The sequence below is a fragment of the Rhodobacteraceae bacterium LMO-JJ12 genome (assembly GCA_021555075.1).
In the GTDB taxonomy this organism is placed as follows: Bacteria; Pseudomonadota; Alphaproteobacteria; order Rhodobacterales; family Rhodobacteraceae; genus JAKGBX01.
In genome coordinates this window covers 2,471,562-2,494,607 of the sequence record JAKGBX010000001.1, presented here as the reverse complement: position 1 = coordinate 2,494,607, position 23,046 = coordinate 2,471,562, and the positions used below count along the sequence as shown (strand labels likewise).

26 protein-coding genes are annotated in these 23,046 nt (G+C 59.4%); 9 read left to right on the top strand and 17 right to left on the bottom strand.

What is annotated here, in order from left to right:
• Positions 1-60: 60 nt before the first annotated feature.
• Both LZG00_12005 and LZG00_12000 read left to right on the top strand, forming a co-directional pair.
• Positions 61-1,083, top strand: a complete 1,023-nt coding sequence (locus LZG00_12005) for an extracellular solute-binding protein (protein MCF3594719.1) — start codon at positions 61-63, stop codon at positions 1,081-1,083.
• 236 nt (positions 1,084-1,319) lie between these two features.
• The gene (locus LZG00_12000; protein MCF3594718.1) at positions 1,320-2,732 is read left to right on the top strand and encodes an amidase; all 1,413 of its coding nucleotides are present in this window, start codon (positions 1,320-1,322) and stop codon (positions 2,730-2,732) included.
• A gap of 92 nt (positions 2,733-2,824) precedes the next feature.
• On the opposite strand, the gene aroQ is transcribed toward LZG00_12000, so the two are convergent.
• The 8 genes from aroQ to LZG00_11960 form a co-directional block, all read right to left on the bottom strand.
• Entirely contained in the window at positions 2,825-3,265 is a 441-nt protein-coding gene (aroQ, locus tag LZG00_11995) for a type II 3-dehydroquinate dehydratase (protein MCF3594717.1), read from the bottom strand.
• A gap of 133 nt (positions 3,266-3,398) precedes the next feature.
• Positions 3,399-3,560, bottom strand: a complete 162-nt coding sequence (locus tag LZG00_11990; protein ID MCF3594716.1) for a hypothetical protein — start codon at positions 3,558-3,560, stop codon at positions 3,399-3,401.
• 176 nt (positions 3,561-3,736) lie between these two features.
• A complete protein-coding gene (locus tag LZG00_11985; GenBank protein MCF3594715.1) occupies positions 3,737-4,132 on the bottom strand; it encodes a carboxymuconolactone decarboxylase family protein in 396 nt (131 codons plus the stop codon).
• Between the two features lie 139 nt (positions 4,133-4,271).
• Complete coding sequence (rpmE, locus tag LZG00_11980) at positions 4,272-4,493, bottom strand: 50S ribosomal protein L31 (GenBank protein MCF3594714.1); 222 nt, start codon at positions 4,491-4,493, stop codon at positions 4,272-4,274.
• Between the two features lie 11 nt (positions 4,494-4,504).
• Positions 4,505-4,879 (bottom strand): 50S ribosomal protein L19, encoded by a 375-nt coding sequence (rplS, locus tag LZG00_11975; protein ID MCF3594713.1) that lies wholly within the window; start codon positions 4,877-4,879, stop codon positions 4,505-4,507.
• A gap of 470 nt (positions 4,880-5,349) precedes the next feature.
• Positions 5,350-6,162, bottom strand: a complete 813-nt coding sequence (gene trmD, locus LZG00_11970) for a tRNA (guanosine(37)-N1)-methyltransferase TrmD (protein MCF3594712.1) — start codon at positions 6,160-6,162, stop codon at positions 5,350-5,352.
• Positions 6,163-6,665: 503 nt separating this feature from the next.
• Positions 6,666-9,413: an aconitate hydratase AcnA gene (gene acnA / locus LZG00_11965; GenBank protein ID MCF3594711.1), complete on the bottom strand. Its 2,748-nt coding sequence runs from the start codon at positions 9,411-9,413 to the stop codon at positions 6,666-6,668.
• Positions 9,414-9,656: 243 nt separating this feature from the next.
• The gene (locus tag LZG00_11960; GenBank protein ID MCF3594710.1) at positions 9,657-9,893 is read right to left on the bottom strand and encodes a hexameric tyrosine-coordinated heme protein; all 237 of its coding nucleotides are present in this window, start codon (positions 9,891-9,893) and stop codon (positions 9,657-9,659) included.
• Between the two features lie 310 nt (positions 9,894-10,203).
• Here LZG00_11960 and LZG00_11955 point away from each other — a divergent pair, with 310 nt between their 5' ends.
• The 3 genes from LZG00_11955 to LZG00_11945 all read left to right on the top strand — a co-directional run bounded on the left by LZG00_11955 (position 10,204) and on the right by LZG00_11945 (position 11,779).
• Positions 10,204-11,025, top strand: coding sequence for a DUF1223 domain-containing protein (locus tag LZG00_11955; protein ID MCF3594709.1), 822 nt, complete (start codon positions 10,204-10,206; stop codon positions 11,023-11,025).
• 63 nt (positions 11,026-11,088) lie between these two features.
• Complete coding sequence (locus tag LZG00_11950) at positions 11,089-11,439, top strand: hypothetical protein (GenBank protein ID MCF3594708.1); 351 nt, start codon at positions 11,089-11,091, stop codon at positions 11,437-11,439.
• A gap of 1 nt (position 11,440) precedes the next feature.
• A complete protein-coding gene (locus LZG00_11945; protein ID MCF3594707.1) occupies positions 11,441-11,779 on the top strand; it encodes a helix-turn-helix domain-containing protein in 339 nt (112 codons plus the stop codon).
• A 46-nt stretch (positions 11,780-11,825) separates the two neighbouring features.
• Here LZG00_11945 and LZG00_11940 read toward each other — a convergent pair whose 3' ends face one another.
• Positions 11,826-12,665, bottom strand: a complete 840-nt coding sequence (locus LZG00_11940; GenBank protein ID MCF3594706.1) for a MoxR family ATPase — start codon at positions 12,663-12,665, stop codon at positions 11,826-11,828.
• A 170-nt stretch (positions 12,666-12,835) separates the two neighbouring features.
• On the opposite strand from LZG00_11940, the gene dksA reads away from it, so the two are divergent.
• Both dksA and LZG00_11930 read left to right on the top strand, forming a co-directional pair.
• Positions 12,836-13,258, top strand: coding sequence for an RNA polymerase-binding protein DksA (dksA, locus tag LZG00_11935; GenBank protein ID MCF3594705.1), 423 nt, complete (start codon positions 12,836-12,838; stop codon positions 13,256-13,258).
• A gap of 95 nt (positions 13,259-13,353) precedes the next feature.
• Complete coding sequence (locus LZG00_11930; protein ID MCF3594704.1) at positions 13,354-14,532, top strand: FAD-dependent monooxygenase; 1,179 nt, start codon at positions 13,354-13,356, stop codon at positions 14,530-14,532.
• 16 nt (positions 14,533-14,548) lie between these two features.
• On the opposite strand, the gene LZG00_11925 is transcribed toward LZG00_11930, so the two are convergent.
• From LZG00_11925 to eno, 4 genes are all read right to left on the bottom strand, one after another.
• Entirely contained in the window at positions 14,549-15,229 is a 681-nt protein-coding gene (locus tag LZG00_11925) for a haloacid dehalogenase type II (GenBank protein MCF3594703.1), read from the bottom strand.
• Complete coding sequence (locus LZG00_11920) at positions 15,226-15,738, bottom strand: GNAT family N-acetyltransferase (GenBank protein ID MCF3594702.1); 513 nt, start codon at positions 15,736-15,738, stop codon at positions 15,226-15,228. The genes LZG00_11925 and LZG00_11920 overlap by 4 nt, the downstream gene beginning before the upstream one ends.
• A gap of 50 nt (positions 15,739-15,788) precedes the next feature.
• The gene (locus LZG00_11915; GenBank protein ID MCF3594701.1) at positions 15,789-16,160 is read right to left on the bottom strand and encodes a VOC family protein; all 372 of its coding nucleotides are present in this window, start codon (positions 16,158-16,160) and stop codon (positions 15,789-15,791) included.
• 108 nt (positions 16,161-16,268) lie between these two features.
• Entirely contained in the window at positions 16,269-17,543 is a 1,275-nt protein-coding gene (eno, locus tag LZG00_11910) for a phosphopyruvate hydratase (GenBank protein MCF3594700.1), read from the bottom strand.
• A gap of 177 nt (positions 17,544-17,720) precedes the next feature.
• Between eno and LZG00_11905 the strand changes: the two genes are divergently transcribed.
• Positions 17,721-18,107 carry a nuclear transport factor 2 family protein gene (locus LZG00_11905; GenBank protein MCF3594699.1) on the top strand — a complete coding sequence of 129 codons (387 nt, stop codon included), beginning with the start codon at positions 17,721-17,723 and terminating at the stop codon, positions 18,105-18,107.
• Positions 18,108-18,121: 14 nt separating this feature from the next.
• Here the strand turns inward: LZG00_11905 and LZG00_11900 are convergent, their stop codons facing one another.
• Genes LZG00_11900 through LZG00_11890 form a run of 3 tightly spaced genes read right to left on the bottom strand, consistent with a single transcriptional unit; the run spans position 18,122 to position 19,910 of the window.
• Complete coding sequence (locus tag LZG00_11900; protein MCF3594698.1) at positions 18,122-18,547, bottom strand: OsmC family protein; 426 nt, start codon at positions 18,545-18,547, stop codon at positions 18,122-18,124.
• A 21-nt stretch (positions 18,548-18,568) separates the two neighbouring features.
• A complete protein-coding gene (locus LZG00_11895) occupies positions 18,569-19,447 on the bottom strand; it encodes a DMT family transporter (protein ID MCF3594697.1) in 879 nt (292 codons plus the stop codon).
• Between the two features lie 43 nt (positions 19,448-19,490).
• Positions 19,491-19,910 (bottom strand): transcriptional repressor, encoded by a 420-nt coding sequence (locus tag LZG00_11890; protein ID MCF3594696.1) that lies wholly within the window; start codon positions 19,908-19,910, stop codon positions 19,491-19,493.
• Between the two features lie 369 nt (positions 19,911-20,279).
• Between LZG00_11890 and LZG00_11885 the strand changes: the two genes are divergently transcribed.
• On the top strand, positions 20,280-21,566 hold the full coding sequence (locus LZG00_11885; GenBank protein ID MCF3594695.1) for a DEAD/DEAH box helicase: 1,287 nt from the start codon (positions 20,280-20,282) through the stop codon (positions 21,564-21,566).
• Positions 21,567-21,690: 124 nt separating this feature from the next.
• On the opposite strand, the gene LZG00_11880 is transcribed toward LZG00_11885, so the two are convergent.
• Complete coding sequence (locus LZG00_11880) at positions 21,691-22,947, bottom strand: sodium:proton antiporter (protein MCF3594694.1); 1,257 nt, start codon at positions 22,945-22,947, stop codon at positions 21,691-21,693.
• Positions 22,948-23,046 lie beyond the last annotated feature (99 nt).

Here is a 23,046-nt window from a genome sequence, read left to right as displayed (position 1 = left end):
GCCAACCGGGCCAACAGAGCCCGGACCCCATAAATCATTTCAACAAGGAGAACCCAACCAATGAAATACGCAATAGCAGCTGCGGCGACGCTGGTGATGTCCACCAGCGGGGCAATTGCCCAAGAGCTCAATATCTATAACTGGGGTAATTATACCAACCCCAAGCTGATCGAGAAATTTGAGGCCGAGACCGGCATCAAGGTTACGATCACGGACTATGATAGCAATGATACCGCGTTAGCCAAGGTCAAGGCGGGCGGGCACGGCTTTGATATCGTCGTGCCTTCGCACACATATGTGCCGATCTGGGTCAGCGAAGGGCTGCTACTGGAAAGCCGTCCCGACCAGATGGAGAACTTCAAGAATGTCGATCCGCTTTGGGTTGATGTGGCATGGGATATGGGGCGCCACTATACCGTGCCATGGCAATGGGGCACGACCGGCGTGACCGTCAACACCAAGTATTATGATGGCGATATCAACACAACCGCCATCTTTATGGATCCGCCCGAGGAGCTGAAAGGCAAGATCAATGTCGTTCCCGAGATGGGCGATGTGATGGCCTTGGCGATCTATTACTACGGCGGTGAATCGTGCACCGAAGATAAGGAATTGCTCAAGAAGGTGCGCGACGGTCTGGTTGAAGCTAAGAAAAGCTGGCTTGGAATGGACTATGGCAACATTGAGAAATACGCCAAAGAAGATATCTGGGCCGGTGTGAACTGGAATGGGGCGTCCTTCCGGACGCGCCTGCAAAATGAAAACATCGCCTATGGCTATCCCAAAGAAGGCTATCCGCTCTGGATGGATTCGCTGGCAATATTGAAGGATGCGAAGAATCCTGAAGAGGCCAAAGCCTTCATGAACTTTGCCATGGATCCAGAAAATGCAGCGTTGATTTCGGCGTTCGCACGCTATGCAAACGGCATCAAGGGTTCTGAGGCGTATATGCCGGATGACATGATTTCGGCGCCGGAAATTGTTATTCCAGAAGAGCTGAAATCGGCCGGTCGCTTTAGTCTGACCTGCCCGCCATCAACGCAGCAGATCTATACCAGGATCTGGACCGACCTGTTGAAGTAAGGATGGTTCTACCATGCAAATGAAAGGGGCGGCCCAAATCGGGCCGCTCTGCCTTCTCGACTGGGAACCCGCATGACTCGCAGCTACCGCAACTCTGAGCGTATCCCGCCAATCATGCAGGGCCGCCCGGTGGCGCGTGCCGCGTGCCGATTGGGACAGGCCGCTGTGGAATCATTCAAACACCATGCGCGCAAGCGATGCGATTGCCGCCGAACTCTGCTGACAAGGGACGTCCCATGACCGACATGCTTTACCTGACTGCAACCGAGGCACTGACGTGTTTCGCCAAGAAAACCCTTTCTCCAGTGGAGCTTCTGGAGGCCCAGATCGCCAAGGCGGAAGCCACGAAAGACACGATCAACGCTTTCACCTATACCCATTTCGACGAGGCGATGGACGCCGCGCGCGCCTCGGAAGCGCGGTGGGTTAAGGGCGCGCCGATGGGCTGCCTCGATGGGTTGCCGGTCGCGATCAAGGATGAGAGCTTTATTGCGGGCAAGCCAACTTCCAGTGGTTCGCTAATGATGAAGGACTTCGTGGCTGAGCATACTTCGCCGATGAACCAGCCGATTCTGGCCGAAGGGGCGATCGTGCATGCGCGCACTGCGACGCCGGAATATTCCTGTGCTGGCTATACATGGTCAAAACTGTGGGGTGTGACGCGCAATCCCTGGAACCTGGAATTTACGCCCGGTGGATCGTCGGGCGGGTCGGCGGCATCACTGGCGGCGGGGACATCCTCGCTCGCAACCGGTTCGGATATTGGCGGCTCGATACGCATTCCTTCGTCGTGCTGTGGTTTGGTGGGATACAAGCCGCCATATGGGCGAAACCCCGATGATATCCCCTTCAATCTTGACTTTTATTGCCACACTGGCCCGCTGGCGCGGTCGGTTGGCGATGCCATTCTGCTGCAAAACGTCATGAGCGGGCAGCATCCCTGGGATATTGCGTCACTGCCCAAGATCACACTGCCCACCGACTACCCCGACATAAGAGGCTGGAAAATCGCGCTGTCGATGGATCTGGGAAGCTACACGATCAGCGAGGATGTGCGGCGCAATACGCTGGCTGCCGCAGAAGTGTTGCGAGCGCTGGGGGCAACAGTGGAGGAGGTTGATATCGGCTGGGGCAAAGAAGTGCCGGAGGCTTGCGTTGCCTATCTGAACCACATCTTCGGCGGCGCGTTGTCGTTGGAGCTTGAGGAACATGGCGACGAGATGACCAGCTATTGCCGCGCCCTGGCAGAACACGGGCGGGACTCGACGGCGCAGGACTTCGTCAAGTCGCTTCAGGTGGCGGGTGAGGCCTATATGAAGCTCGGGCCGCTACTGGAGACCTATGATTGCCTGATTTGCCCGACAAATGGGTTGCCTGCGGTGCGTGCAGATTTCGATCAATCGAAAGAAACGCTTCAGATTGAAGGAGTTGAAGTCGCGCCGGAACTGGGTTGGGTTTTGACGACGCCGTTCAACATGATGAGTCGCTGTCCGGTGATCTCGGTGCCGTCCGGATTTGGCGACAACGGCGTGCCCACGGGGCTACAGATCGTGGCGCCTGCCTATCGGGATGAGATCGCGTTTCAGGCCGCAATGGCGTTTGAGAGCGCGGTTGGTGGCTGGTTCAAGGATGCAAAGCACCGCCCATAATGACAGCAACTGACTGAGCAAAGGAGTACGTGCGAAAAGGGCGAAGTTGACCGATTGGAAGCCCTCTATCGGGCTTGTTCCAGTCAGGCGTGTCAGCCGTTCAAAAGCGTGCTCATCCGATGCAGCGCAAGGCTATAGCCTTGGGTGCCACAGCCTGCGATGACTGCATCGGCGCGGTGGCTGACGTAGGAGTGATGGCGGAAGCTTTCGCGCTTGTGAACCTGGCTGATATGGATTTCGATGACCGGACCGTCGAACATGTTGAGCGCATCAAGGATCGCCACAGAAGTGTGGGTGAGCGCGGCCGGGTTTATGATTATCCCAGCAGATGTATCGCGCGCGGCCTGAATCCAATCGACGATCTCACCCTCGTGGTTTGATTGCCGGAAGGTGAGCGAGAGACCCATTTCCTTGCCCGTTGAAACGCAACGTGCCTGAACATCAGCCAGCGTTTCTGCGCCGTAGATTTCGGGTTCGCGGGTTCCCAGAAGATTGAGGTTGGGCCCGTTCAGAATGGTAACGTGTTTGCTCATGGCCGCGTCCTTGATGTGTGACGCGTTTATGGGCCGTCAGGGGGCGGGCTGACAAGCAGTGCAATACATCCCGGGGTCGGTCTGTGGCTCAAACGCCCGCCCGGCTTGTGCGGTCTGGTAACCTGTAGCTGGGTCAGCTGCAGGTGCTCAGACCCGAGAAGGTGTGGTGCAGAGTAGCTGCTTTGTTCAGTCCGGAACGGCGCATCTGGATGTCGGTCATGTTGCCGATGGCGATATCGCTAAAGCGGGGCGTGGTTTGAAACATCAGGGCTTTGAGAGCACGAAACAGGTTCATGACGGGTTATCCTTGGGTAGCGTTGCTTGAGTTGCTGCCCACTTAGGATGTGCGTGATGCGCTGAGAACCACCGATTCGGGCAATCCCGCTATGCAAGCGTGTCAACTCCAATGGCCGAGGCGTCTGTCTCGTGTTGCGAGGTGCCCGCAAGAAAGGGCAGCTTTTGCGCGCTCATTCAGGCTTTGAAGACGTCATCCACCGGAACCTGCATTGCGTTGACCAGAGCGTTGGTCTGGCTGGCCATGCCGATGACCTGCAAAAGCTCGGCGTACATCGCGTCGCTCATGCCCTTGGCACGGGCCGAGGCCGTGTGGGAATGGCTGCAATACTCGCAAGCATTGGCGGCGGACACGGCAATATAGATCATCTCCTTGGTCAAAGGGTCGAGCGCACCGGGACCCATCACGACCTTCAAACGCCCCCAGAGCGCGGCCAGTTGATCGGGGTCATGTGCCAAGGCGCGCCAGAAATTGTTGACGTAATCGGTGCCGCGGGTGGCGCGGATATCGTCAAAGACGGCGCGCGCTTCGGGGCTGGCTTCTTCATCGGTGAGGAGTTTGACAACGGCCATGGCAATGTCCTTTCGGGCTGAGTGCATTCGCTGGCATTGGGCCGAAGCGTGCGGCAATTGTCAAAGGGGCAAGGGCAAAAAGAAAACCGCCGCCCCTGGTTGGGGGCGACGGTCAATGTCCCTCGAGATCGTGACGGCTTTAGAAGCCCAGACCTTCGTATTTTTTCTTGAACTTCGAAACGCGACCGCCAGCGTCCATCAGGCGCGTGCCGCCACCGGTCCAGGCCGGGTGCACCGTGGGGTCGATGTCGAGCGACAGCGTGTCGCCTTCCTTGCCCCAGGTCGAGCGCATCTTGAAGATTGTGCCATCGGTCATTTTGACGTCGATGAAGTGATAATCGGGATGGGTGTCTTTTTTCATGATCCCAGGCCTCAAGCTTTTTTCGGTTTGTAGGTGCTGTCTTCCGCGATCCGGGCCGATTTGCCACGGCGTGCGCGCAGGTAATACAGCTTGGCGCGCCGCACACGGCCTCGACGGATGACTTCGATCGAATCGATATTGGTCGAATGCAGCGGGAACACACGTTCGACGCCTTCACCAAAGCTGATCTTGCGCACGGTGAACGAGCCGGCAATGCCTGCGCCATTCTTGCGCGAAATGCAGACACCTTCATAGTTCTGCACCCGGCTGCGGGTGCCTTCGGTGACCTTGTAGCCGACGCGGATGGTGTCTCCGGCCTTGAAATCCGGGATGTCTTTTCCCAGCGAGGCGACTTGTTCGGCCTCGATCTGTGCAAGCAGGTTCATTGACCTAACTCCTTGATTTGCTTGCGGTTTATTCCGCAAAGTTGTTTTCGCGTCTCAGAGCTCCTGGTCTTCATCGGGTCCGCTTGCGCGCCCGCCGGAGGTCAGCCGTCATTGCTTTGTGCCCGTTTGGGACGCTGTATCGTTCCAAATCTGACCCGACCGAAGAAAGCGGGGCGATTATGGTACAACATCCAAAACACCCGAGTCGGCATGCCGCCCCGGGAACGTCGCGTGTCTACGGTACCATGCCTGCGCTGGCAAGGGTGGAATATGGCCTCGGGCCACGACTTCGCCAATCAAGCCCTGTGGCGTGTTTGGCCCGCCCGCAAGACCCCTGGTGACAAGGGATGAGAATACACCACCACCAGCGTCATATCCGTGCTGAGCGTATACGCGAAATCAAAACTGGAACCCTGCGTTTTGAGGTAAATGACTTGCAGGGACACTGTCATGAGAACGTATCATTTGTGTTAACTGCCCGGGCTTGATGAGTCGGTCTTTCGAGCCAGATATGCCGCCCAGAGATCGGGGCGTTGAGTGCGGGTGAGGGCTTCTGATTGGGCACGACGCCATTTTGCAATCTCGCCATGGTGACCTGACATCAAGACCTCCGGGATGGCGCGGCCTTGCCATTCTGGCGGGCGTGTGAATTGAGGGTGTTCCAGCAAGCCGTTGGAAAAGCTTTCTTCTTCGGCGCTTTCAGCATTGCCCAAAACGCCGGGCAATAGCCGCACCGTGGCGTCGATCATGGCCTGCGCTGCAATTTCGCCACCGGTGAGGACGAAATCGCCAAGGCTGACTTCTTCGATGCCATAGTGATCGAGCACGCGCTGATCGACCCCCTCGAAGCGACCGCAGAGCAGGGTGAGGCCCGGACCCTGGGCAAAACGGCGCGCGGTGGCTTGGTCAAAGGGGCGGCCACGGGGGGAAAGATATAGAAGTGGCAAGGGGTTGGCGGACAAAGCTCGGGCGTGATCAATCGCTGCGCCGAGCACGTCAGCGCGCAGAACCATGCCCGCGCCGCCACCAGCGGGTGTGTCATCGACATTGCGGTGCTTGCCGATGCCAAAGCTGCGCAGGTCGATCGTTTCGAGTTGCCACAGACCGTCTTTCAGCCCGCGCCCGGTCAGGCTTTCGCCCAGAACCCCAGGAAAAGATTGAGGAAAAAGTGTAATGACCTGGGCGGTCCAGGCGTGGGCAAGACGGTTTTCTTCCATCAGATCGCGCGGGGCGAGGCTGGCTTTGATGGACTTGCGGCCATGGGATTTCGGTTTGTCGTTCATGAGGCGTTCATAGGGGAAAACGATGGGTTTGCAAACAGAGGGTTAAGACTGCGTTTGCGTGGGTTAACACGACTTTTTTTGCGAAAGATCGGGGGGTGACTCTCGGCTGCGCTCTGGCTGCTCTCCGTGCAGCGCCGCGTTGCGGCGAAAAATCGGCTGACTTCGGTTAACAGGGCGCGCGCTGTTTGGTGAGGTTCGGAGCGAGGGGCCAGCCCCTCGCGCTCCCCGGGATATTTCGGGCAAGATGAAGTAACGCGGTGTTAACCACGATCGCTTGGCGTTGGGGCGCGGTAATGGCCCCTCGTCTCTTGGCAGGGGGCTACTTGTTTCATCTTTCCAAAAATACTCCGGGGCTGGTCGCAAGACGCTCTGCGTATTGCGACCTGCGACAGCGATGAAAAAAGCCCCGGTCACGGGGACCGGGGCTTTGGGGGAATGTGTCCGCACTCTCGGAATCGTTTCTTGCAGAAAGGGCAGAAACCGAGAAGCCGGTTTCGCCCTTGTCAGGCCGATTTGGCGAGGTTGCGCAGCACGTAATGCAGCACGCCGCCATGTTCGATATATTCAATCTCGATCGCGGTATCGATCCGGCATTTGAGGGTGATCTCTTTCACCGTGCCGTCCGACATGGTGATAGCACAGGGCACTTCCTGAAGCGGTTGGATGGTGTCGAGGCCCGAGATCGAAACCGTTTCCTCGCCGGTGAGACCCAGAGATTTGCGGTTGTCGGTGCCGGTGAATTCGAACGGGATAACACCCATGCCGACGAGGTTGGAGCGGTGGATACGCTCGAAGCTTTCGGCGATTACGGCTTTGACACCCAGAAGCGCCGTGCCCTTGGCCGCCCAGTCGCGGCTGGAACCGGCGCCGTATTGTTCGCCGCCAAATACCACCAGTGGCGTGCCGCCGTCCTGATAGGCCATCGCGGCATCGTAGATCGATGTTTCCTTGCCGTTCGGCCCTTTGGTGTAACCGCCTTCGACGCCGTCGAGCATCTCGTTGCGGATACGGATGTTGGCGAAGGTGCCGCGCATCATCACTTCGTGGTTGCCGCGACGCGACCCGTAGGAGTTGAACTCATGCGGGGGCACCTGCCGTTCGGTCAGATACTGACCTGCCGGTGTGTCGGCCTTGAAGCTGCCGGCGGGCGAGATGTGGTCGGTGGTGACCATGTCGCCCAGCACCGCCAGCACACGGGCATCTGCGAGGTTGGAGATCTTGCCCGGCTCTTTTTTCATGCCCTGGAAATAGGGCGGGTTCTGGATATAGGTCGAGGTCGGCGGCCAGTCGTAGGTTTCGTCGCCGGTGGTTTCCACGGCCTGCCATTTCTCGTCGCCTTTGAATACATCGGCGTATTTTGACTGGAAGGCTTCGCGCGTGACGGTCTGTTCGACCAGATCGGCGATTTCGCGGGTGGTTGGCCAGATGTCCTTGAGGAAGACGTCATTGCCGTCCTTGTCCTGACCCAGCGGTTCGGTGGTGAGGTCGACGTTCATGTCGCCCGCCAGCGCATAGGCCACGACCAGCGGCGGCGAGGCGAGGTAGTTGGCGCGCACGTCGGGCGAAATACGGCCCTCGAAGTTGCGGTTGCCCGAGAGCACCGAGGTGGCGACGAGATCGGCCTCGGCGATGGCGTCGCTCAGTTCTTTCTGGATCGGGCCGGAGTTGCCGATGCAGGTGGTGCAGCCATAGCCCACAAGGTTGAAGCCGATGGCGTCGAGGTCTTCTTGCAGACCAGCGGCTTCGAGGTAGTGCGAGACCACCTGCGAGCCGGGCGCGAGCGACGTTTTCACCCAAGGTTTGCGGTTGAGGCCAAGCGCGCGGGCTTTGCGCGCCACGAGGCCGGCGCCGATCATCACGTAGGGGTTGGAGGTGTTGGTGCAGGAGGTGATCGAGGCGATCACGACGGAGCCGTCGCGCAATTCATAGTCTTCGCCTTCGACTTTGACGGATTTGCGCGGATCGGCCGGGGCCGTGGGCGCGGGGCCTTCGGCGGCCATGTCGGCGGCCTCTGGCTCGGCGTCGATGCCGCGGTATTCGCTGACGACATCGAGGAAGGCGGCGGCCGCGTGATCGAGCTTGGTGTAATCCTGGGGGCGTTTCGGGCCGGAGATGGCCGGAACGATGGTGCCCATGTCTAGCTCAAGCGTGTCGGTGTAGATCGGGGCGTAAGACGCGTCGCGCCAGAAGCCGTTTTCCTTGGCATAGGCTTCGACCAGAGCGATGCGGTCGTCGTCGCGCCCGGTGGTGCGCATGTAGCGCAGGGTTTCGCTGTCGATCGGGAAGAAGCCACAGGTGGCGCCGTATTCGGGGGCCATGTTGGCGATTGTGGCACGGTCGGCGAGCGGCAGGTGATCGAGCCCGGCACCGTAGAATTCGACGAATTTGCCGACGACGCCTTTGGCGCGCAGCATTTCGACCACTTTCAGCACGAGGTCGGTGCCGGTGGTGCCTTCCATCATTTCGCCGGTCAGCTCAAAACCCACGACTTCGGGGATCAGCATCGAGATCGGCTGGCCCAGCATGGCGGCTTCGGCCTCGATCCCGCCGACGCCCCACCCGAGAACGGCGAGGCCGTTGACCATGGTGGTGTGGCTGTCGGTGCCGACAAGCGTGTCGGGGTAGGCGACGGTTTCGCCGGATTGATCAGTGTCGGTCCAGACCGTCTGGGCGAGGTATTCGAGGTTCACCTGATGGCAGATGCCGGTGCCCGGCGGCACAACGCGGAAGTTGTTGAACGCCGACTGGCCCCATTTGAGGAACTGGTAACGCTCGATGTTGCGCTCGTATTCGCGATCGACGTTCATCTGGAAGGCGCGGGGGTTGCCGAATTCGTCGATCATCACCGAGTGGTCGATCACGAGGTCGACCGGGGCGAGCGGGTTGATCTTCTGGGCGTCACCACCGAGCGCCTTGATACCGTCGCGCATCGCGGCGAGGTCGACCACGGCGGGAACGCCGGTGAAATCCTGCATCAAAACGCGGGCCGGGCGATAGGCGATTTCGCGCGGGTTCTTGCCGCCTTTGGCGCCCCATTCGGCGAATGCCTTGATGTCATCGACGCTGACGGTCTTGCCATCCTCAAATCGCAGCATGTTTTCCAACACCACCTTGAGGGCAGCAGGCAATTTCGAGAAATCGCCCAAACCGGCGGCTTCGGCCGCGGGGATCGAGTAATAGGCGACCGACTGGTTCCCAACGGTGAGGGTTTTGCGGGTCTTGGCGGTGTCCTGTCCAACGGTAATGGGCATTTGGCTGTCTCCGGCAGAAATGAGAGGTCAATTGAACGCGCTTTTGACGCATGATCTGATCGCGTTCAAGGGGGTGGCTGCGTTTTATGTATACCATTGCACACTGTTTTTGCAATCTGCACCAGAGTCGCAGCGGATCGAGGGATGGCAAGGGGCGCAGTAATAGATCAGTGATAGTTCAGATAGACACGAGGGCAAGCGGCGGAAGGGCGGATCGAAGCCGCTCCGCCACATGAGTATTTGTCAGCCTTTCGAGCGCCAATAACCATTGGCGGCGGCGACGGTTTGAAAATGCACGGCGACAACCTGGGATGCGGCGATCAGCGCATCGGCATCTTCGGCATAATCGGCGCGCAGCTTGTCACGCATGGCGGCGTCGGGTTGAGTCATCTTTACTGCGACGCGCGACATTTTCACGGCGAGATCGTAACCGCTTTGGGGATCGGGGGTGATCAATGTGGGAAGCCATGACTCGGCCATTCTAGAACTCCTTCTGTTCAGATTGAGTGACGCAGCCATGATGATCCGGTGTGGGCCAGTGTCAAGCGGCGTGGGCAAAAGAGGGAGGCGGGTATCTGGGGGGTGTGCGAAATTTTGTGAGACAATGGCGCGTCGAGGGTGCGACAATTGCGCAATTGAGAGTCGCGCCTCACCGAATACTCGCAAAACCTTGATTGGTTATTTCAATAGCCTGTGCCTAAACAATGGATGTGTTTGCGAACATACCGATAGAAAAGCAGACGACATGCCGGGGACGATACCGGGGCGTCAAAATGGGGAAACACCGGCAATGAATCGATACGGCGCATGGCTAAAGCGTTTTGAGGCTACGTTGAGACAGGCCTTCGACCTGAAACATGCGCAACAGTCGATTGCCTTGGGCGGTAAGGCCTTTTGGCGTTTGAAATCACTGAGCCGAGCCGTGTTGACGGTTTTCTGGATCGCATTGGCGGGGGCAGCCCATGCCGACAAGCCGGTAATCGTGGTCGAGCTTTACACCTCGCAAGGCTGTTCGAGCTGTCCGGCAGCGGATGCCTTCTTGCACAAGCTGGCCAGGCGCGCGGACGTGGTCGCGCTGTCGCTGCATGTGGATTACTGGGACTATATCGGCTGGAAAGATGTCTTTGCCGACCATAAATACACCCTGCGCCAGCATGGTTATGCCAAAGCGGGTCACCGTCGTATGGTCTATACGCCGCAGATGATCATCCATGGGCGCGATCATGTGGTGGGCAACCATCCGATGGATGTCAACGATCTGATCAGCAGGTATCAGAAACGCCCACAGGCCGTTACGATCAAGGCCAGCCGGGAAGGCGGGCAGATAGTTGTTTCGGCCAATCCCATCGCCGACCAGGGGCAGGGTACGGGCGCAATTCTGGTGCAATTGGTGCGGTTCGAGCGCGAAGCCACTGTCGATATCCGGCGCGGCGAAAACGCCGGGCGCAAGATTTCCTATGCCAATGTCGTGCGCGATTGGTCGGTGATCGGCGAATGGGACGGCAAGCGTCCGCTATTCTTGAGCGTTCCCGTGAAAGGCGATCTGCCTGTCGCGGTGATTCTGCAGAAGAAGAACTTTGGCCCGATTTTGGCGGCGATGCAGATACGCTGATAGCTGCGCCATTGGCGTAGTTGCTCCTTGAAATTGATACGCCATTGGCGTATATATTCTCACATGGTCGATGTCACCGAGATCGCCTGCAAATGCACCCGCGTCGCATTGCAAGATGCGGCATATCTGTATTTGTCGGAAGATCATGTGGCGCAGATGATCATGCTTCTGCGGCGCGACCCGGCGCAGGGGCGGGTTGGCCGGAACGGATTTCGCCAGACCACGTTTTACCAGTTCCAGGTGCAATTCGAGGTTCATTTCGGGGCGGACAGGATCACGGTGTATCTGCTGCGCATCAAGCCGACCCCGAAGAAGCCGGCCACTCTGATCGAGGTGCTGGGGGTCGTGAAGGAGCTTTCGATGGATGTTCTGAAGTCCAAGGTCAAACGGCTGATTGATGGAGGGAATGATTGATATGAGCCTGCCTAAACGGGCGCGCGTGGCGCCGAGTGACGAATTGGGCGACGACAGGGGGCGTGATGCGCTTGCCCAAGAAGAAATGCTTGCCGATATCGAAGGGCGCAAACCGCTTGAGGTGATCGCGCGGGACGAGATCTTGCTGCCTGACATTCAGGAACTGCGCAAACGCATGGGGCTGAGTCAGGTGCGGTTTGCCGAACGATTCGGTTTCAGCGTCGCGGCGCTGCGTAACTGGGAGCAATCGCGGCGTGTGCCTGACCGCTCGACCCGGTTGTTGCTGCGGTTGATTGCGGAAGAACCGGAATTGGTGGAGCGGGTGGCGGGGGGCACATGATGCCGCCTCGCCCGACTTGGGGGCGAGGCGGCTGATTGGTCGCGTCTTATCGTTTGGAGCGGGCCATGAAGGCCAGGCGCTCGAACAGATGCACGTCCTGTTCGTTCTTGAGCAAGGCGCCATGCAGTTTGGGAAGGGCATTGGCGCCGTCGCGCTTGAGGTCTTCGGCGGTGAGATCCTCGGCCAGCAAAAGCTTGAGCCAGTCGAGCACTTCGGAGGTTGAGGGTTTCTTCTTGAGCCCGGGTGTTTCGCGCAGCTCGTAGAACTGGGTCAGCGCGGTGCTGAGAAGTTGTTCCTTGATGCCAGGGTGATGCACATCGACGATGGCGCGCATCGTGTCGGTATCGGGGAAGCGGATGTAGTGGAAGAAGCAGCGACGCAGGAAGGCGTCGGGCAGCTCTTTTTCGTTGTTCGAGGTGATGATCATCACCGGGCGATGCTTGGCCTTGATGGTTTCGCCGGTCTCGTAGACGTGAAACTCCATCTTGTCGAGTTCCTGAAGCAGGTCGTTGGGGAACTCGATATCGGCCTTGTCGATTTCGTCGATCAGCAAGACTACCTTCTCGTCGGCGTCAAACGCATCCCAGAGTTTGCCGCGCTTGATGTAGTTTCGAACGTCATGCACGCGTTCTTCGCCAAGCTGGCTGTCGCGCAGGCGGCTGACGGCGTCGTATTCATACAAGCCCTGTTGGGCCTTGGTCGTCGATTTGATGTTCCACTCGATCATCCGAAGGCCCAGGGCCTCGGCGACCTGTCGGGCCAGTTCGGTCTTGCCGGTGCCCGGCTCGCCCTTGACCAGCAGCGGGCGTTCCAGTGTCACGGCGGCATTCACTGCAATCTTGAGATCCTCGGTTGCCACGTAGCTTGAGGTGCCTTCGAATTTCATCTGTGCGTCCAGTCGTTTGTCTCGGTTTCGCCGCGCACCCTAATCGAGACGCAAATTCACCGCAATGCGATGCTATGGGGTAGTGACAATCGATTGTCAGGGGGGTAATAGGCAGGCGCATGTTAAGAGGGGTGCCAATGACACAACTTGGCAAAACCAAGGGAGCAAGCATGAAAGCGGAAACATTTTTACCTGATGATTACCGTCCGGCTGAAGATGAACCATTCATGAACGAACGTCAGCTGGAGTATTTTCGCCGCAAGCTGATGAACTGGAGAGAAGAGCTTCTGGACGGCAGCCGCGACACGATCGAAGGGTTGCAGGAGCAGACCCGCAACATTCCCGACGTGTCCGACCGCGCAAGCGAAGAAACCGACCGGGCGCTGGAATTGCGCACCCGTGATCGTCAGCGCAAGCTGGTCTCGAAGATCGACAGCGCGCTGCGCCGGATCGAAGAAGGCGAATACGGTTATTGCGAAGTCACCGGTGAGCCGATTTCGCTCAAGCGACTTGATGCGCGGCCGATCGCCAAGATGAGCCTGGAAGCACAGGAACAGCACGAGCGGCGCGAGAAGGTGCATCGCGACGATTGAGCCGGTGGCCGGACGTTTGGCCGGGTTGATGGAAATGTGTAAAAACGCCGGGGCGATGTGCTCCGGCGTTTTTCGTAAAATGGGGTGAGTTGGGGATGCTGAACGGGTTGAGGGCGATTGTGATCGGTGCCGGGATTGGCGGGCTGGGCGTGGCGCGTGCGCTGGCCTTGCGCGGCGCGCACGTCAAGGTGATCGAACAGGCGCCGGAGATTGGCGAAGTGGGCGCGGGCCTTCAGATGAGTCCGAACGCCATGGCGGTGTTGCGCGGTCTGGGGCTGGATCAGGCGCTGGAAAGTGGCGGGGCCGTGCGCGCGCAAGGGGTGGTTCTGAAGGACTATCGCGGGAGCGATGTGGCGCGGCTGGATCTCACCCGGCTTGCGGATCAACGGTATTATTTCATCCATCGGGCCGATTTGATAGCCGTGCTGGAGCAGGGCGCGCGCGAGGCCGGGGTGGAGTTCGAGTTGGGCACGCGGATTGATTGGGTGGCTGACGCGCATAACGGCGATGAGCCGACGGGGCATATCGCGGGCGGCGGCGAGCGTCGGGCCGATCTGATCATCGGGGCTGACGGGCTGCAATCGAGGGTTCGTCCGGTTCTTAATGGGTCGGAAGAGCCGTTCTTCACCGGTCAGGTGGCGTGGCGCGCTCTGATTCCCAATCCGGCAGGGCGCGGACCCGAGGCGCATGTGCATATGGGACCGGGGCGGCATTTGGTGAGCTATCCGTTGCGCGATAGCACGTTGCTCAACATCGTGGCGGTGCAGGAGCAGCGCGGCTGGGTGAAAGAGGGGTGGAACCTGCGCGACGACCCCGACAACCTGCGCAAGGCGTTTGCCGATTTCGGCCCTGAGGTGCAGGCTATGCTGGCCGAGGTTGAAGAAACCTATCTCTGGGGGTTGTTCCGCCATCCGGTTGCAACACATTGGCATGGTCAGGGCGTGGCACTTTTGGGGGATGCCGCACATCCGACCTTGCCGTTCATGGCGCAGGGGGCGGCGATGGCGCTTGAGGATGCCTGGGTTTTGGCGGATTCGCTTGCTGGGGCGGAAAATATACCCGCCGGGCTTGCGCGCTATCAGGAGCGGCGGCGTCAGCGGGCCGAACGCGTGATCAATGCGTCGACGGATAACGCCTGGAAATACCATCTGAAATTCCCGCCGCTGCGATTTGTTGCACAGGCGGTTCTGCGCGGTGGGTCACATTTTTTCCCGGACAGGATGATGCGGCAGTTTGATTGGCTCTATGGGTATGACGTGACGCGCGCGACCTGAGACGGAGTGTAACGCTTTAGGTGAGCTGTCTGGCAAGATCGTTGAAATCTTCGGCAATCACGTTCCATGCTTCCTCTGGTTCGAGGTCGGCGGTTTGTGAGGGCCCGTATTCGGTCGGGCGCGGCACGAAGCCGGTGGCGAGGCCCGCCGTGCGGGCGACGTGCAAATCGCCATTATGGGCGGCGACCATCATCACCTCGTCCGGCGACAGGCGCAGGGCCGCGCAAGATGCGAGATACACCGTGGGTTTGGGTTTGTAATCGCGCGCAATCTCGGCACCGAGGATGCAGTCCCAGGGCAGGCGGGCATAGCGCGCGAGGCGTGTCATCAGCGCGATTGAGCCGTTGGAGCAGGGCGCGAGGATGCAGGATTTGCGCAATCTTTGCAGGCCGGGCACCACATCGGGCCAGGGATCAAGCTTTTCCCAGGCGGAATTGAGGGTTTCGGGATCTTGCGGTGTCACGTTGAAGCGAGCGCAGACGCGGGCGAGATTTTCGCGGTGCAGATCATCAAGCGCGACATAGCCACGGCCACCATCGCGCACGCGCGCCATGGCCGGATCATACTCGGCCCGCCAGGCGTCGGCGAAGGCGCGCGCATCGACACCGGGCAAGGCCGCCGCCACTTCGCGCGCGATTGAGGTGCGCCAGTCGACGCAGGTGCCGAAGACATCGAAGATCAGCGCGCGGATTGTCATAGGTCGCGACCGTAAAACAAGAAGTAGTCAGCCAAACCCGGATCAATTGGATAAAACGGGTCGATGGGGCGGAAGCCGAGCGTCTCATATAGCTTTTGGGCAGCGACCAGTGGACGTATTGTATCGAGTACCATACGGCGTGCGCCGTTTGTGCGGGCATGGTCGAGCGCGGTTTCAACGATGTGACGGCCCAAGCCCAGACCACGGGCCGCAGGCGCGGTATAGACGCGTTTGATTTCGGCGGTGCCCGGTGCGATTTGGTGGATCATGCCACAGGCCATTGGGGTGTCATCGACAAAGCCGAGAAAGAGCGCGCCGTTTGGGGCGGCGTGAAGCGTTGGAAGGGTTTTGAGAAGTGCCTCGTATTCATCTGATTTATAGGCATTTTCAACGGCGTCTGGCCGATCTATTGCAGCGTCGACCAGACTGGCGCGATAATCGCGGCAAAGGGCGCGCAGGGCCGCGTGTTCGGCGCGGCTTGCAGGCGGGCGTATGGTGATATTGGCCATGATGTCAGCCAAGGTAGACGCTATTTCGCGCCACGCCAATGGCCAGATGATCAGGTTCGAAACAGGTAGACATTCAGCTTGTTACCGTCGAGGTCGCGGAAATATCCGCCATAGAAGCTGTCACCGCGCGGCCCGGCTTCGCCTTCGGACTTGGCGCCAAGCTCGATGGCTTTGGCGTAAAGGCGGTCAACCTCTTCAGGGGACTCGACCATGAGGGCCACCATGGTGCCATTGCCCGGCGCCGCTTCGCCCTTGTCGTAGGGCAGGTTGATGGTCAGCAGGGGCTTTCCCTTGCCAAAGCCCCAGCCGATCATGCGGTCGTTCTTGAACATCTGGCGGGCGCCCATTTCACCTAGAAGGGCGTTGTAGAAGCTTTCGGCGCGGGGCAGATCGTTGGTGCCGAGGTTGACGTATCCGATCATGGTCTCTCTCCCTGTGTTTTTGTCACGGTGACGGGCGGCGCGCTCAAGCGCAACGAAAAAGGGCGGCGCCGGGGTGGCACCGCCCATGTCATGGAAGATTGCGTGGCGTCACTTGAGGATCGAGCGTCCAGCATATTGAGCGACTTCGCCCAGTGCTTCCTCGATGCGGATCAGCTGATTGTATTTCGCCAGCCGGTCGGAACGTGCGAGAGAGCCGGTCTTGATCTGACCGCAGTTGGTGGCGACGGCGAGGTCGGCGATGGTGGCGTCCTCGGTTTCGCCCGAACGGTGGCTCATCACGTTGGTCATGCCCGCGCGGTGGGCCATATCGACGGCGCGCAGCGTCTCGGTCAGGGTGCCGATCTGGTTGACCTTGACCAGCATGGAGTTGGCGCAGCCCTTGTTGATGCCCATTTGCAAACGTTCGGGGTTGGTGACGAAGAGATCGTCGCCGACCAGTTGGATCTTGTCGCCGAGCGCGTCGGTCAGCGCTTTCCAGCCGTCCCAGTCATCTTCGGAACATCCATCCTCGATCGAGATGATCGGATAGTCGGCAACGAGCGCTTGCAGGTAGGCGACGTTCTCTTCAGGTGAGAGGGTTTTTCCTTCACCTGCAAGTACATATTCACCGTTCTTGAAGTATTCCGTGGCGGCGCAATCGAGTGCGAGATGAATGTCTTCGCCCGGTTTGTAGCCCGCTTTCTCGATGGATTTCAGCACGAAATCAAGCGCGTCGCGGGTGGAACCGATGTTGGGGGCAAAGCCGCCTTCATCGCCGATACCGGTTGAAAGGCCCGCGTCAGAGAGTTCTTTCTTCAGGGTGTGGAAGACTTCGGCGCCCATGCGCACGGCGTCGCGGATCGTGTCGGCGCTGACCGGCATGATCATGAATTCCTGAATGTCGATTGGGTTGTCGGCATGTTCGCCGCCATTGATGATGTTCATCATCGGCACGGGCAGAATGCGCGCCGAGGTGCCGCCGACATAGCGATAGAGCGGCTGGGTGGTGTAATCGGCGGCCGCCTTGGCCACGGCGAGCGATACGCCAAGGATGGCGTTGGCGCCGAGGCGGGATTTGTTGGGGGTGTCGTCGAGCGCGATCATGGCTTCGTCGATCATCACCTGTTCGGTGGCGTCGAGACCGACCAGATCGTCGGCGATTTCGCCATTCACGGCGGCGCAGGCTTCGAGCACACCTTTGCCGAAGTAACGCGATTTGTCGCCATCGCGCCGCTCAACCGCCTCATAAGCGCCGGTGGACGCGCCCGAAGGCACGGCGGCGCGCCCCATGGTGCCGTCTTCGAGGATCACATCGACCTCGACCGTGGGGTTGCCCCGGCTGTCGAGAATCTCGCGTGCGTGAATGTCGATGATCGTGCTCATGGGGTGTTTCCCTTTAATTAAATGGAAAAGGCTTTGGTTGTGCGGCTTTTAGAACGGGCGTGAGCCGAGGGAAAGGGGCGGCGCGGGTGTTTGCGCAAACGCCCATGTAATTGACCGGTGACGGTGTGAAAGAATTTTTTTAAGGTGCAAGACTGGTGGGGGAAGGAACTGAAAGCGATGAGCAAAACAACCAAGCGGAACAAGGCCAATGCGATGGCCTTTTATGATCTAATGTTCAACGAATGCCGCCCTCGCGAGGCGATTGAACGCTATGTGGGTGAGGTCTATATTCAGCACAACCCGCATGTGGCCGATGGTAAAGAAGCGTTTATCGCCTATTTCGAACGCATGGCGGAGGAGTATCCCGGCAAGGCCACGCGATTTGTGCGCGCCATTGCCGAAGACAATCTTGTTGTGCTGCATTGTCATCAGACATGGCCGAACAGCGACGATTATGCCGGAATCGACATCTTTCGTTTCGATGATGACGGCAAGATCGTTGAGCATTGGGATGTGTTGCAGGTCATCCCGGACGGATCGGCGAATGAAAATGGCCTGTTCTGATCCAACCAAAGCTTTCAGGCGGTGTCGACCATTTCGAAATCGTGGGTGAGGGTCGCAGAGGCTGCCATCATCGCGCTGGCCGAGCAGTATTTCTCGATCGAGAGCGAAATGGCACGGGCGACCTTGTCGGGGTTGAGGCCGCGGCCCTTGACGATGAAATGCAGGTGAATGTCGGTATAGACCTTGGGATCGGTTTCGCCGCGCTCGGCGGCGATTTCGACGACGACATCCTCGACCGGTTCGCGACCTTTCTCAAGGATATGCACCACGTCATAGGCAGAACAGCCCCCCGTGCCGAGCAGGAGGAGTTCCATCGCGGAGGGGCCGGGTTTGAGCCCATCTGGCCCATTGGCGGCGCCAAACGCGATCTTGTGGCCGCTTTCGGTCTCGCCGATGAAGGTGCGGGCTTCGGCCCATTTCACGCGGGCATTGGTTTTCATCTCTCGTCTCCTTGGCGGTGTTCATACAGGTCTCTTGTGCGCGATGCGGCCTTCGCGCAGGAAGGCATAGGTTCCGGCGCCGATGGTGATCGCGGCGCCGACATAGGTGAGCACATCGGGGTTTTCATCAAACACCAGATAGCCGATGGCCAGCGCAAAGAGAATGCGTGAATAACGGAACGGTGCGACCACGGAAATTTCACCCGTGCGCATCGCCTGAATGATGCAGAAATAGCCCAGAGCGCCGAGCGTGGTGGCGCCCAGCATGAGGATGCCACTGTGCAGGCTCATCGCCACCGGGCCGCCCTGAAACATGGTTATGATCGCGCCAGCGGGCAGCAGTGAGCCCATGCCATAGGCGGCGATGCGGATTGATGGCGTGCTGGGTGGCATCAGCCGGGTGGAAACGTCACGCACCGCCAAAAACAGCATCCCCGCTACGGCCCAGAGCGCGTTGGGATCAAACCCGGTCATGCCGGGGCGCAGGATGATCAGCACGCCGGACAGGCCAATAAGGATGGCGCCCCAGCGCCGCCAGCCGACCTTTTCACCCAGCATGATCACGGCAAGCCCTGTAACCACCAGCGGTGTGGCCTGAAGGATGGCCGAGGGCAGGGCGATGCCCACGGTCGAGAGTGCGGTGAGAAAGCAGAAGGTGCCGAGCACGTCCGAGCCATTGCGCAACAGCATGGCAGGCGAGAGGTAGTCGCGGGTGATGACCCGGTGGCCCTGTGCCCATGTGAGGGCAGAAAAGATCACCGCGCCGCCAAGCCCGAGAAAGAACAGCACCTGACCTTTCGGCATGGCCTCGGCGCCGAGTTTCACGCAGGCGTCGGTGGCGGCAAAGAGCACCATGGCGACGATCATCAGCGCGATGCCGCGGGTGTTTTCGGATTGCATGGGGAACCTTTCGCGCGGAAGGCGCGGAATCAGGCGCGCGCCGCTATTTAGCAGGCTTTTTCAGCGGGACACCATAGAGCTCGAGTTTGTGCCCTTTGAGTTGGTAGCCGAGCTTTTGGGCGATCTTTTCCTGTAGGATTTCAATGTCGGGATCGACGAATTCGATGACCTCGCCAGAATTCATGTCGATCAAATGGTCGTGATGTTCGCGCTCGGCATCCTCGTAGCGCGCGCGCCCGTCGCCAAATTCCAGCTTGTCGAGAATCCCGGCCTCTTCAAACAGTTTCACCGTGCGATAGACCGTGGCGATGGAAATGCCGGAATCGCGCGAGGAGGCGCGTTTATGTAGTTCCTCGACATCCGGGTGATCATCGGCCTCGCCCAGAACAGTGGCGATGGTGCGACGTTGGCCTGTCATGCGTAGTCCATTGGCTTCGCAGCGTGCGATTATGCTGTCCGTCATGACCCTTGCCCCGGCTTTCGTGTCGTTAACATGGGTTTAGCCTTAGCCCCCGGCGATTTCCAGCGTCAGATTTTCGCTGATGCCGCCATTGCGCATTGACTTTGCGTGGCGGAACGCCCATTTGGCACTCAACCGACGTCTTCTGCCGCGTGAGCAGCCAGGCAACATCCGGGAAAACCGGAGCGAACCAGAGACCGAGGTCATGTTCCCAAAATCACGCGTGGGGCCAGACGCCAGGGCGACAGAGACGGGCATTCGGCTCCTCGGTCCAGCTTTATGGCGCAACCACGATTGAGTCGGCCAATGGGGCGCGGCTTGGTATTTGCATGAGGCGTGATCCCATATGTCGGGCACGTCCGGAAAGATAATATGACGAATTTTAATGAACTGGGTCTGCCCAAGGTGCTTTTGAACCGGGTGGCCGAGATGGGTCTGAAAGACCCGACACCGATTCAGCAAAAGGCGATCCCGCTGGCTCTGGAAGGGCGCGATGTGATGGGCTTGGCGCAGACCGGTACCGGCAAGACCTTTGCCTTTGGTCTGCCGCTGGTGTCGCAAATGCTTGAAAGTGACAAGCGGCCTGCACCGAAATCGGTGCATGGGCTGGTGTTGGCACCAACACGCGAGTTGGCCAAGCAGATCAGCGAAAGCCTGCGTGAGCTTTGCAAGGGTGGCCCGCTCAAGGTGAACCTTGTGGTTGGGGGCGCCGGGATTGTCGGGCAGATGAAGAAGCTGGAACGTGGCACCGATCTTCTGGTGGCGACACCGGGGCGGTTGCTCGATTTGCTGGATCGCCGTGCGTTGCGGCTTGATCAGACGCGTTTTCTGGTGCTCGATGAGGCAGATCAGATGCTCGACATGGGGTTTATCCATGACCTGCGCAAGATTGCGGCGCATCTGCCCAAACCGCGCCAAACCATGCTGTTTTCGGCCACTATGCCGAAACTGATGGCCGAGTTGGCGCAAAGCTATCTCACCAACCCTGAGCGGGTGCAGGTTTCACCTCCGGGCAAGCCGGCCGACAAGATCGAGCAAGAGGTGCATTTCGTCGCCAAGGCGGAGAAGCTGAACCTTCTGATCGAGCTTCTGGACAAGCATCGTGACGAGTTGGCGCTTGTTTTTGGACGCACCAAGCATGGCTCGGAAAAGATCAAGAAACATCTGGAGAAGGTGGGGTTCGCCGCCGGGTCGATCCATGGCAACAAGAGCCAGGGGCAGCGCGAGCGTGCCTTGGCCGAGTTCAAATCCGGCGCGATCCGGGTGCTTGTGGCGACGGATGTAGCGGCGCGGGGTCTGGATATTCCGCAGGTGCGCCATGTCTATAACTTTGATCTGCCGAATGTGCCGGAAAACTATGTGCACCGGATTGGCCGCACGGCGCGTGCCGGGGCCGATGGCGCAGCGATTGCGTTTTGTGCGCCCGACGAGATGGGCGAGCTGAAGGCGATTCAGAAGGTTCTGAAAATGACGATTCCGGTGGCCTCTGGCCGCGCATGGGAAGAAATTGACGCACCCAAAGGTAAAGGCAATGGCGCTGGCCGCAGACGTGGCGGTGGCGGCGGCGGTAGTAAACCGGCGGGCAAGCCCGGCACGGGCCGTTCGCGGCGTCGTCGCAGCGGCGGCGGCGCAGGCCGTGGGGCGTCGCAAGCGGCGTGAGCCATCTGCCTTTGTAAATTAGCGAACCCGCCCACAGGTTTCTGTGAGCGGGTTTTCTTTTGCGCCGCGGGTTGCGCCACAGGTTGCGCAACGGGGGCGATGCGTGTTTCGAGCGATTGGTCGTCTACATCAGGTCGGGTTCACGCCCGAGCCGGTTGGCGAGCCGGGTGACGGTCAGCCCCTGAACGATGATCGAGAATACCACGATGACATAGGTCACGGTCAGGATCATCGGCTTCCATTCGCTTTCGGGCAGCGACAACGCCAGAGCGACCGAGATGCCGCCCTTGAGGCCGCCCCACGTCATGATCGGGATCACATCTTTGGCGAATGTGCGGAAGGGCGAGAGTATCAGCACAGGCACCGCCACGGCGGCGAGGCGGGCCAGTAGCGCAAGTGCGATCGAAAGCATGGCGGTGACGAGATAATCAAATTCGAAAGCGACGGCGAAAACCTCGAAGCCGATCAGCAGGAAAAGCACGGCGTTGAGGATCTCGTCGATCAGCTTCCAGAAGGCATCGACATAATTGCGGGTCTCTTCGCTCATGCCATGCTTGGCGCCGATATCGCCAATGAGAAGCCCGGCGCAGACGGCCATGATCGGCGCCGAGATATGCAGGTAAACGGCGAGTTCATAGCCTCCGAAGGCAAGACCAAGCGTGATCAGCACTTCGAGCGCGTAGTCGTCGATCAGGCGCATGACGCGGAAGGTCAGCCAGCCCAGCACAAGACCCAGGGCGGCCCCTCCCAGTGCTTCGCGCACAAAGAGGATCGCGGCATCGGTGACGCCATTTTCCTGGCTGGCGTGGGCCGCATCCTGGGGAAAGGCCAGCCCGATGAGCACCAGAAAGACGACATATCCAACACCATCGTTGAAGAGAGATTCCCCAGCGATCTTGGTTTCCAGTGATTTGCGCAGGTTGGCTTCGCGCAATACGCCGAGGACGGCCACAGGGTCGGTCGGGGAGATGAGTGCGCCAAAGACCAGCGCGATCAGGATCGGCGCCCCGGTGAGCCAGGAAAATCCAAAGCCCACGATAACGGTGGAAAGCGCGATGCCGATGGTGGCCATCAGGAACACCACCCGCCATTCGGCGCGCAGGTCGGACAACTTGACGTGCAGCGCACCGGCAAACAGCAGCAGCCCGAGCATGCCTTCGAGAAGGGCGTCGGAAAAGGCGATGCCGGCGACGACGCTGCGCATGGTTTCGGCAATGATGAGTTGAGGCCAGATCAGATCGGTCGCTAGCACGCCAAAGGACGCGAACAACGCCACAACCATAATGCCAATGGCCGAGGGCAGGCGTAAGAACAGGTAGTTGATGCTGCCGAAGGCACCTGCCAGGACGATCAGTAGGGAGGTGATCTGAAGAAAAGTCATGGGCTCTGCAATCTTGATGCGATGTGATGTGGTGTAGGGCTTTTGCGGTAACACGCCGGGCGGGCGCAGGAAAGAAAACTTTGCCATCCACACCGCCGC

What these genes read in the sequence shown, in the direction of transcription:
- LZG00_12000 (MCF3594718.1), top strand. Translation starts at nt 1,320, where the DNA reads ATGACCGACATGCTTTACCTGACTGCAACCGAGGCACTGACGTGTTTC.
- rplS (MCF3594713.1), bottom strand. Translation starts at nt 4,879, where the DNA reads ATGAACCTGCTTGCACAGATCGAGGCCGAACAAGTCGCCTCGCTGGGA.
- LZG00_11895 (MCF3594697.1), bottom strand. Translation starts at nt 19,447, where the DNA reads ATGCAATCCGAAAACACCCGCGGCATCGCGCTGATGATCGTCGCCATG.
- LZG00_11890 (MCF3594696.1), bottom strand. Translation starts at nt 19,910, where the DNA reads ATGACGGACAGCATAATCGCACGCTGCGAAGCCAATGGACTACGCATG.
- LZG00_11925 (MCF3594703.1), bottom strand. Translation starts at nt 15,229, where the DNA reads ATGACAATCCGCGCGCTGATCTTCGATGTCTTCGGCACCTGCGTCGAC.
- LZG00_11915 (MCF3594701.1), bottom strand. Translation starts at nt 16,160, where the DNA reads ATGATCGGATACGTCAACCTCGGCACCAACGATCTGCCCCGCGCCGAA.
- rpmE (MCF3594714.1), bottom strand. Translation starts at nt 4,493, where the DNA reads ATGAAAAAAGACACCCATCCCGATTATCACTTCATCGACGTCAAAATG.
- LZG00_11900 (MCF3594698.1), bottom strand. Translation starts at nt 18,547, where the DNA reads ATGAAAACCAATGCCCGCGTGAAATGGGCCGAAGCCCGCACCTTCATC.
- LZG00_11905 (MCF3594699.1), top strand. Translation starts at nt 17,721, where the DNA reads ATGAGCAAAACAACCAAGCGGAACAAGGCCAATGCGATGGCCTTTTAT.
- LZG00_11960 (MCF3594710.1), bottom strand. Translation starts at nt 9,893, where the DNA reads ATGGCCGAGTCATGGCTTCCCACATTGATCACCCCCGATCCCCAAAGC.
- LZG00_11990 (MCF3594716.1), bottom strand. Translation starts at nt 3,560, where the DNA reads ATGAACCTGTTTCGTGCTCTCAAAGCCCTGATGTTTCAAACCACGCCC.
- aroQ (MCF3594717.1), bottom strand. Translation starts at nt 3,265, where the DNA reads ATGAGCAAACACGTTACCATTCTGAACGGGCCCAACCTCAATCTTCTG.
- dksA (MCF3594705.1), top strand. Translation starts at nt 12,836, where the DNA reads ATGAAAGCGGAAACATTTTTACCTGATGATTACCGTCCGGCTGAAGAT.
- LZG00_11955 (MCF3594709.1), top strand. Translation starts at nt 10,204, where the DNA reads ATGAATCGATACGGCGCATGGCTAAAGCGTTTTGAGGCTACGTTGAGA.
- LZG00_11950 (MCF3594708.1), top strand. Translation starts at nt 11,089, where the DNA reads ATGGTCGATGTCACCGAGATCGCCTGCAAATGCACCCGCGTCGCATTG.
- LZG00_11985 (MCF3594715.1), bottom strand. Translation starts at nt 4,132, where the DNA reads ATGGCCGTTGTCAAACTCCTCACCGATGAAGAAGCCAGCCCCGAAGCG.
- LZG00_11940 (MCF3594706.1), bottom strand. Translation starts at nt 12,665, where the DNA reads ATGAAATTCGAAGGCACCTCAAGCTACGTGGCAACCGAGGATCTCAAG.
- acnA (MCF3594711.1), bottom strand. Translation starts at nt 9,413, where the DNA reads ATGCCCATTACCGTTGGACAGGACACCGCCAAGACCCGCAAAACCCTC.
- LZG00_11930 (MCF3594704.1), top strand. Translation starts at nt 13,354, where the DNA reads ATGCTGAACGGGTTGAGGGCGATTGTGATCGGTGCCGGGATTGGCGGG.
- LZG00_11885 (MCF3594695.1), top strand. Translation starts at nt 20,280, where the DNA reads ATGACGAATTTTAATGAACTGGGTCTGCCCAAGGTGCTTTTGAACCGG.
- LZG00_11945 (MCF3594707.1), top strand. Translation starts at nt 11,441, where the DNA reads ATGAGCCTGCCTAAACGGGCGCGCGTGGCGCCGAGTGACGAATTGGGC.
- LZG00_11880 (MCF3594694.1), bottom strand. Translation starts at nt 22,947, where the DNA reads ATGACTTTTCTTCAGATCACCTCCCTACTGATCGTCCTGGCAGGTGCC.
- trmD (MCF3594712.1), bottom strand. Translation starts at nt 6,162, where the DNA reads ATGAACGACAAACCGAAATCCCATGGCCGCAAGTCCATCAAAGCCAGC.
- LZG00_11920 (MCF3594702.1), bottom strand. Translation starts at nt 15,738, where the DNA reads ATGGCCAATATCACCATACGCCCGCCTGCAAGCCGCGCCGAACACGCG.
- eno (MCF3594700.1), bottom strand. Translation starts at nt 17,543, where the DNA reads ATGAGCACGATCATCGACATTCACGCACGCGAGATTCTCGACAGCCGG.
- LZG00_12005 (MCF3594719.1), top strand. Translation starts at nt 61, where the DNA reads ATGAAATACGCAATAGCAGCTGCGGCGACGCTGGTGATGTCCACCAGC.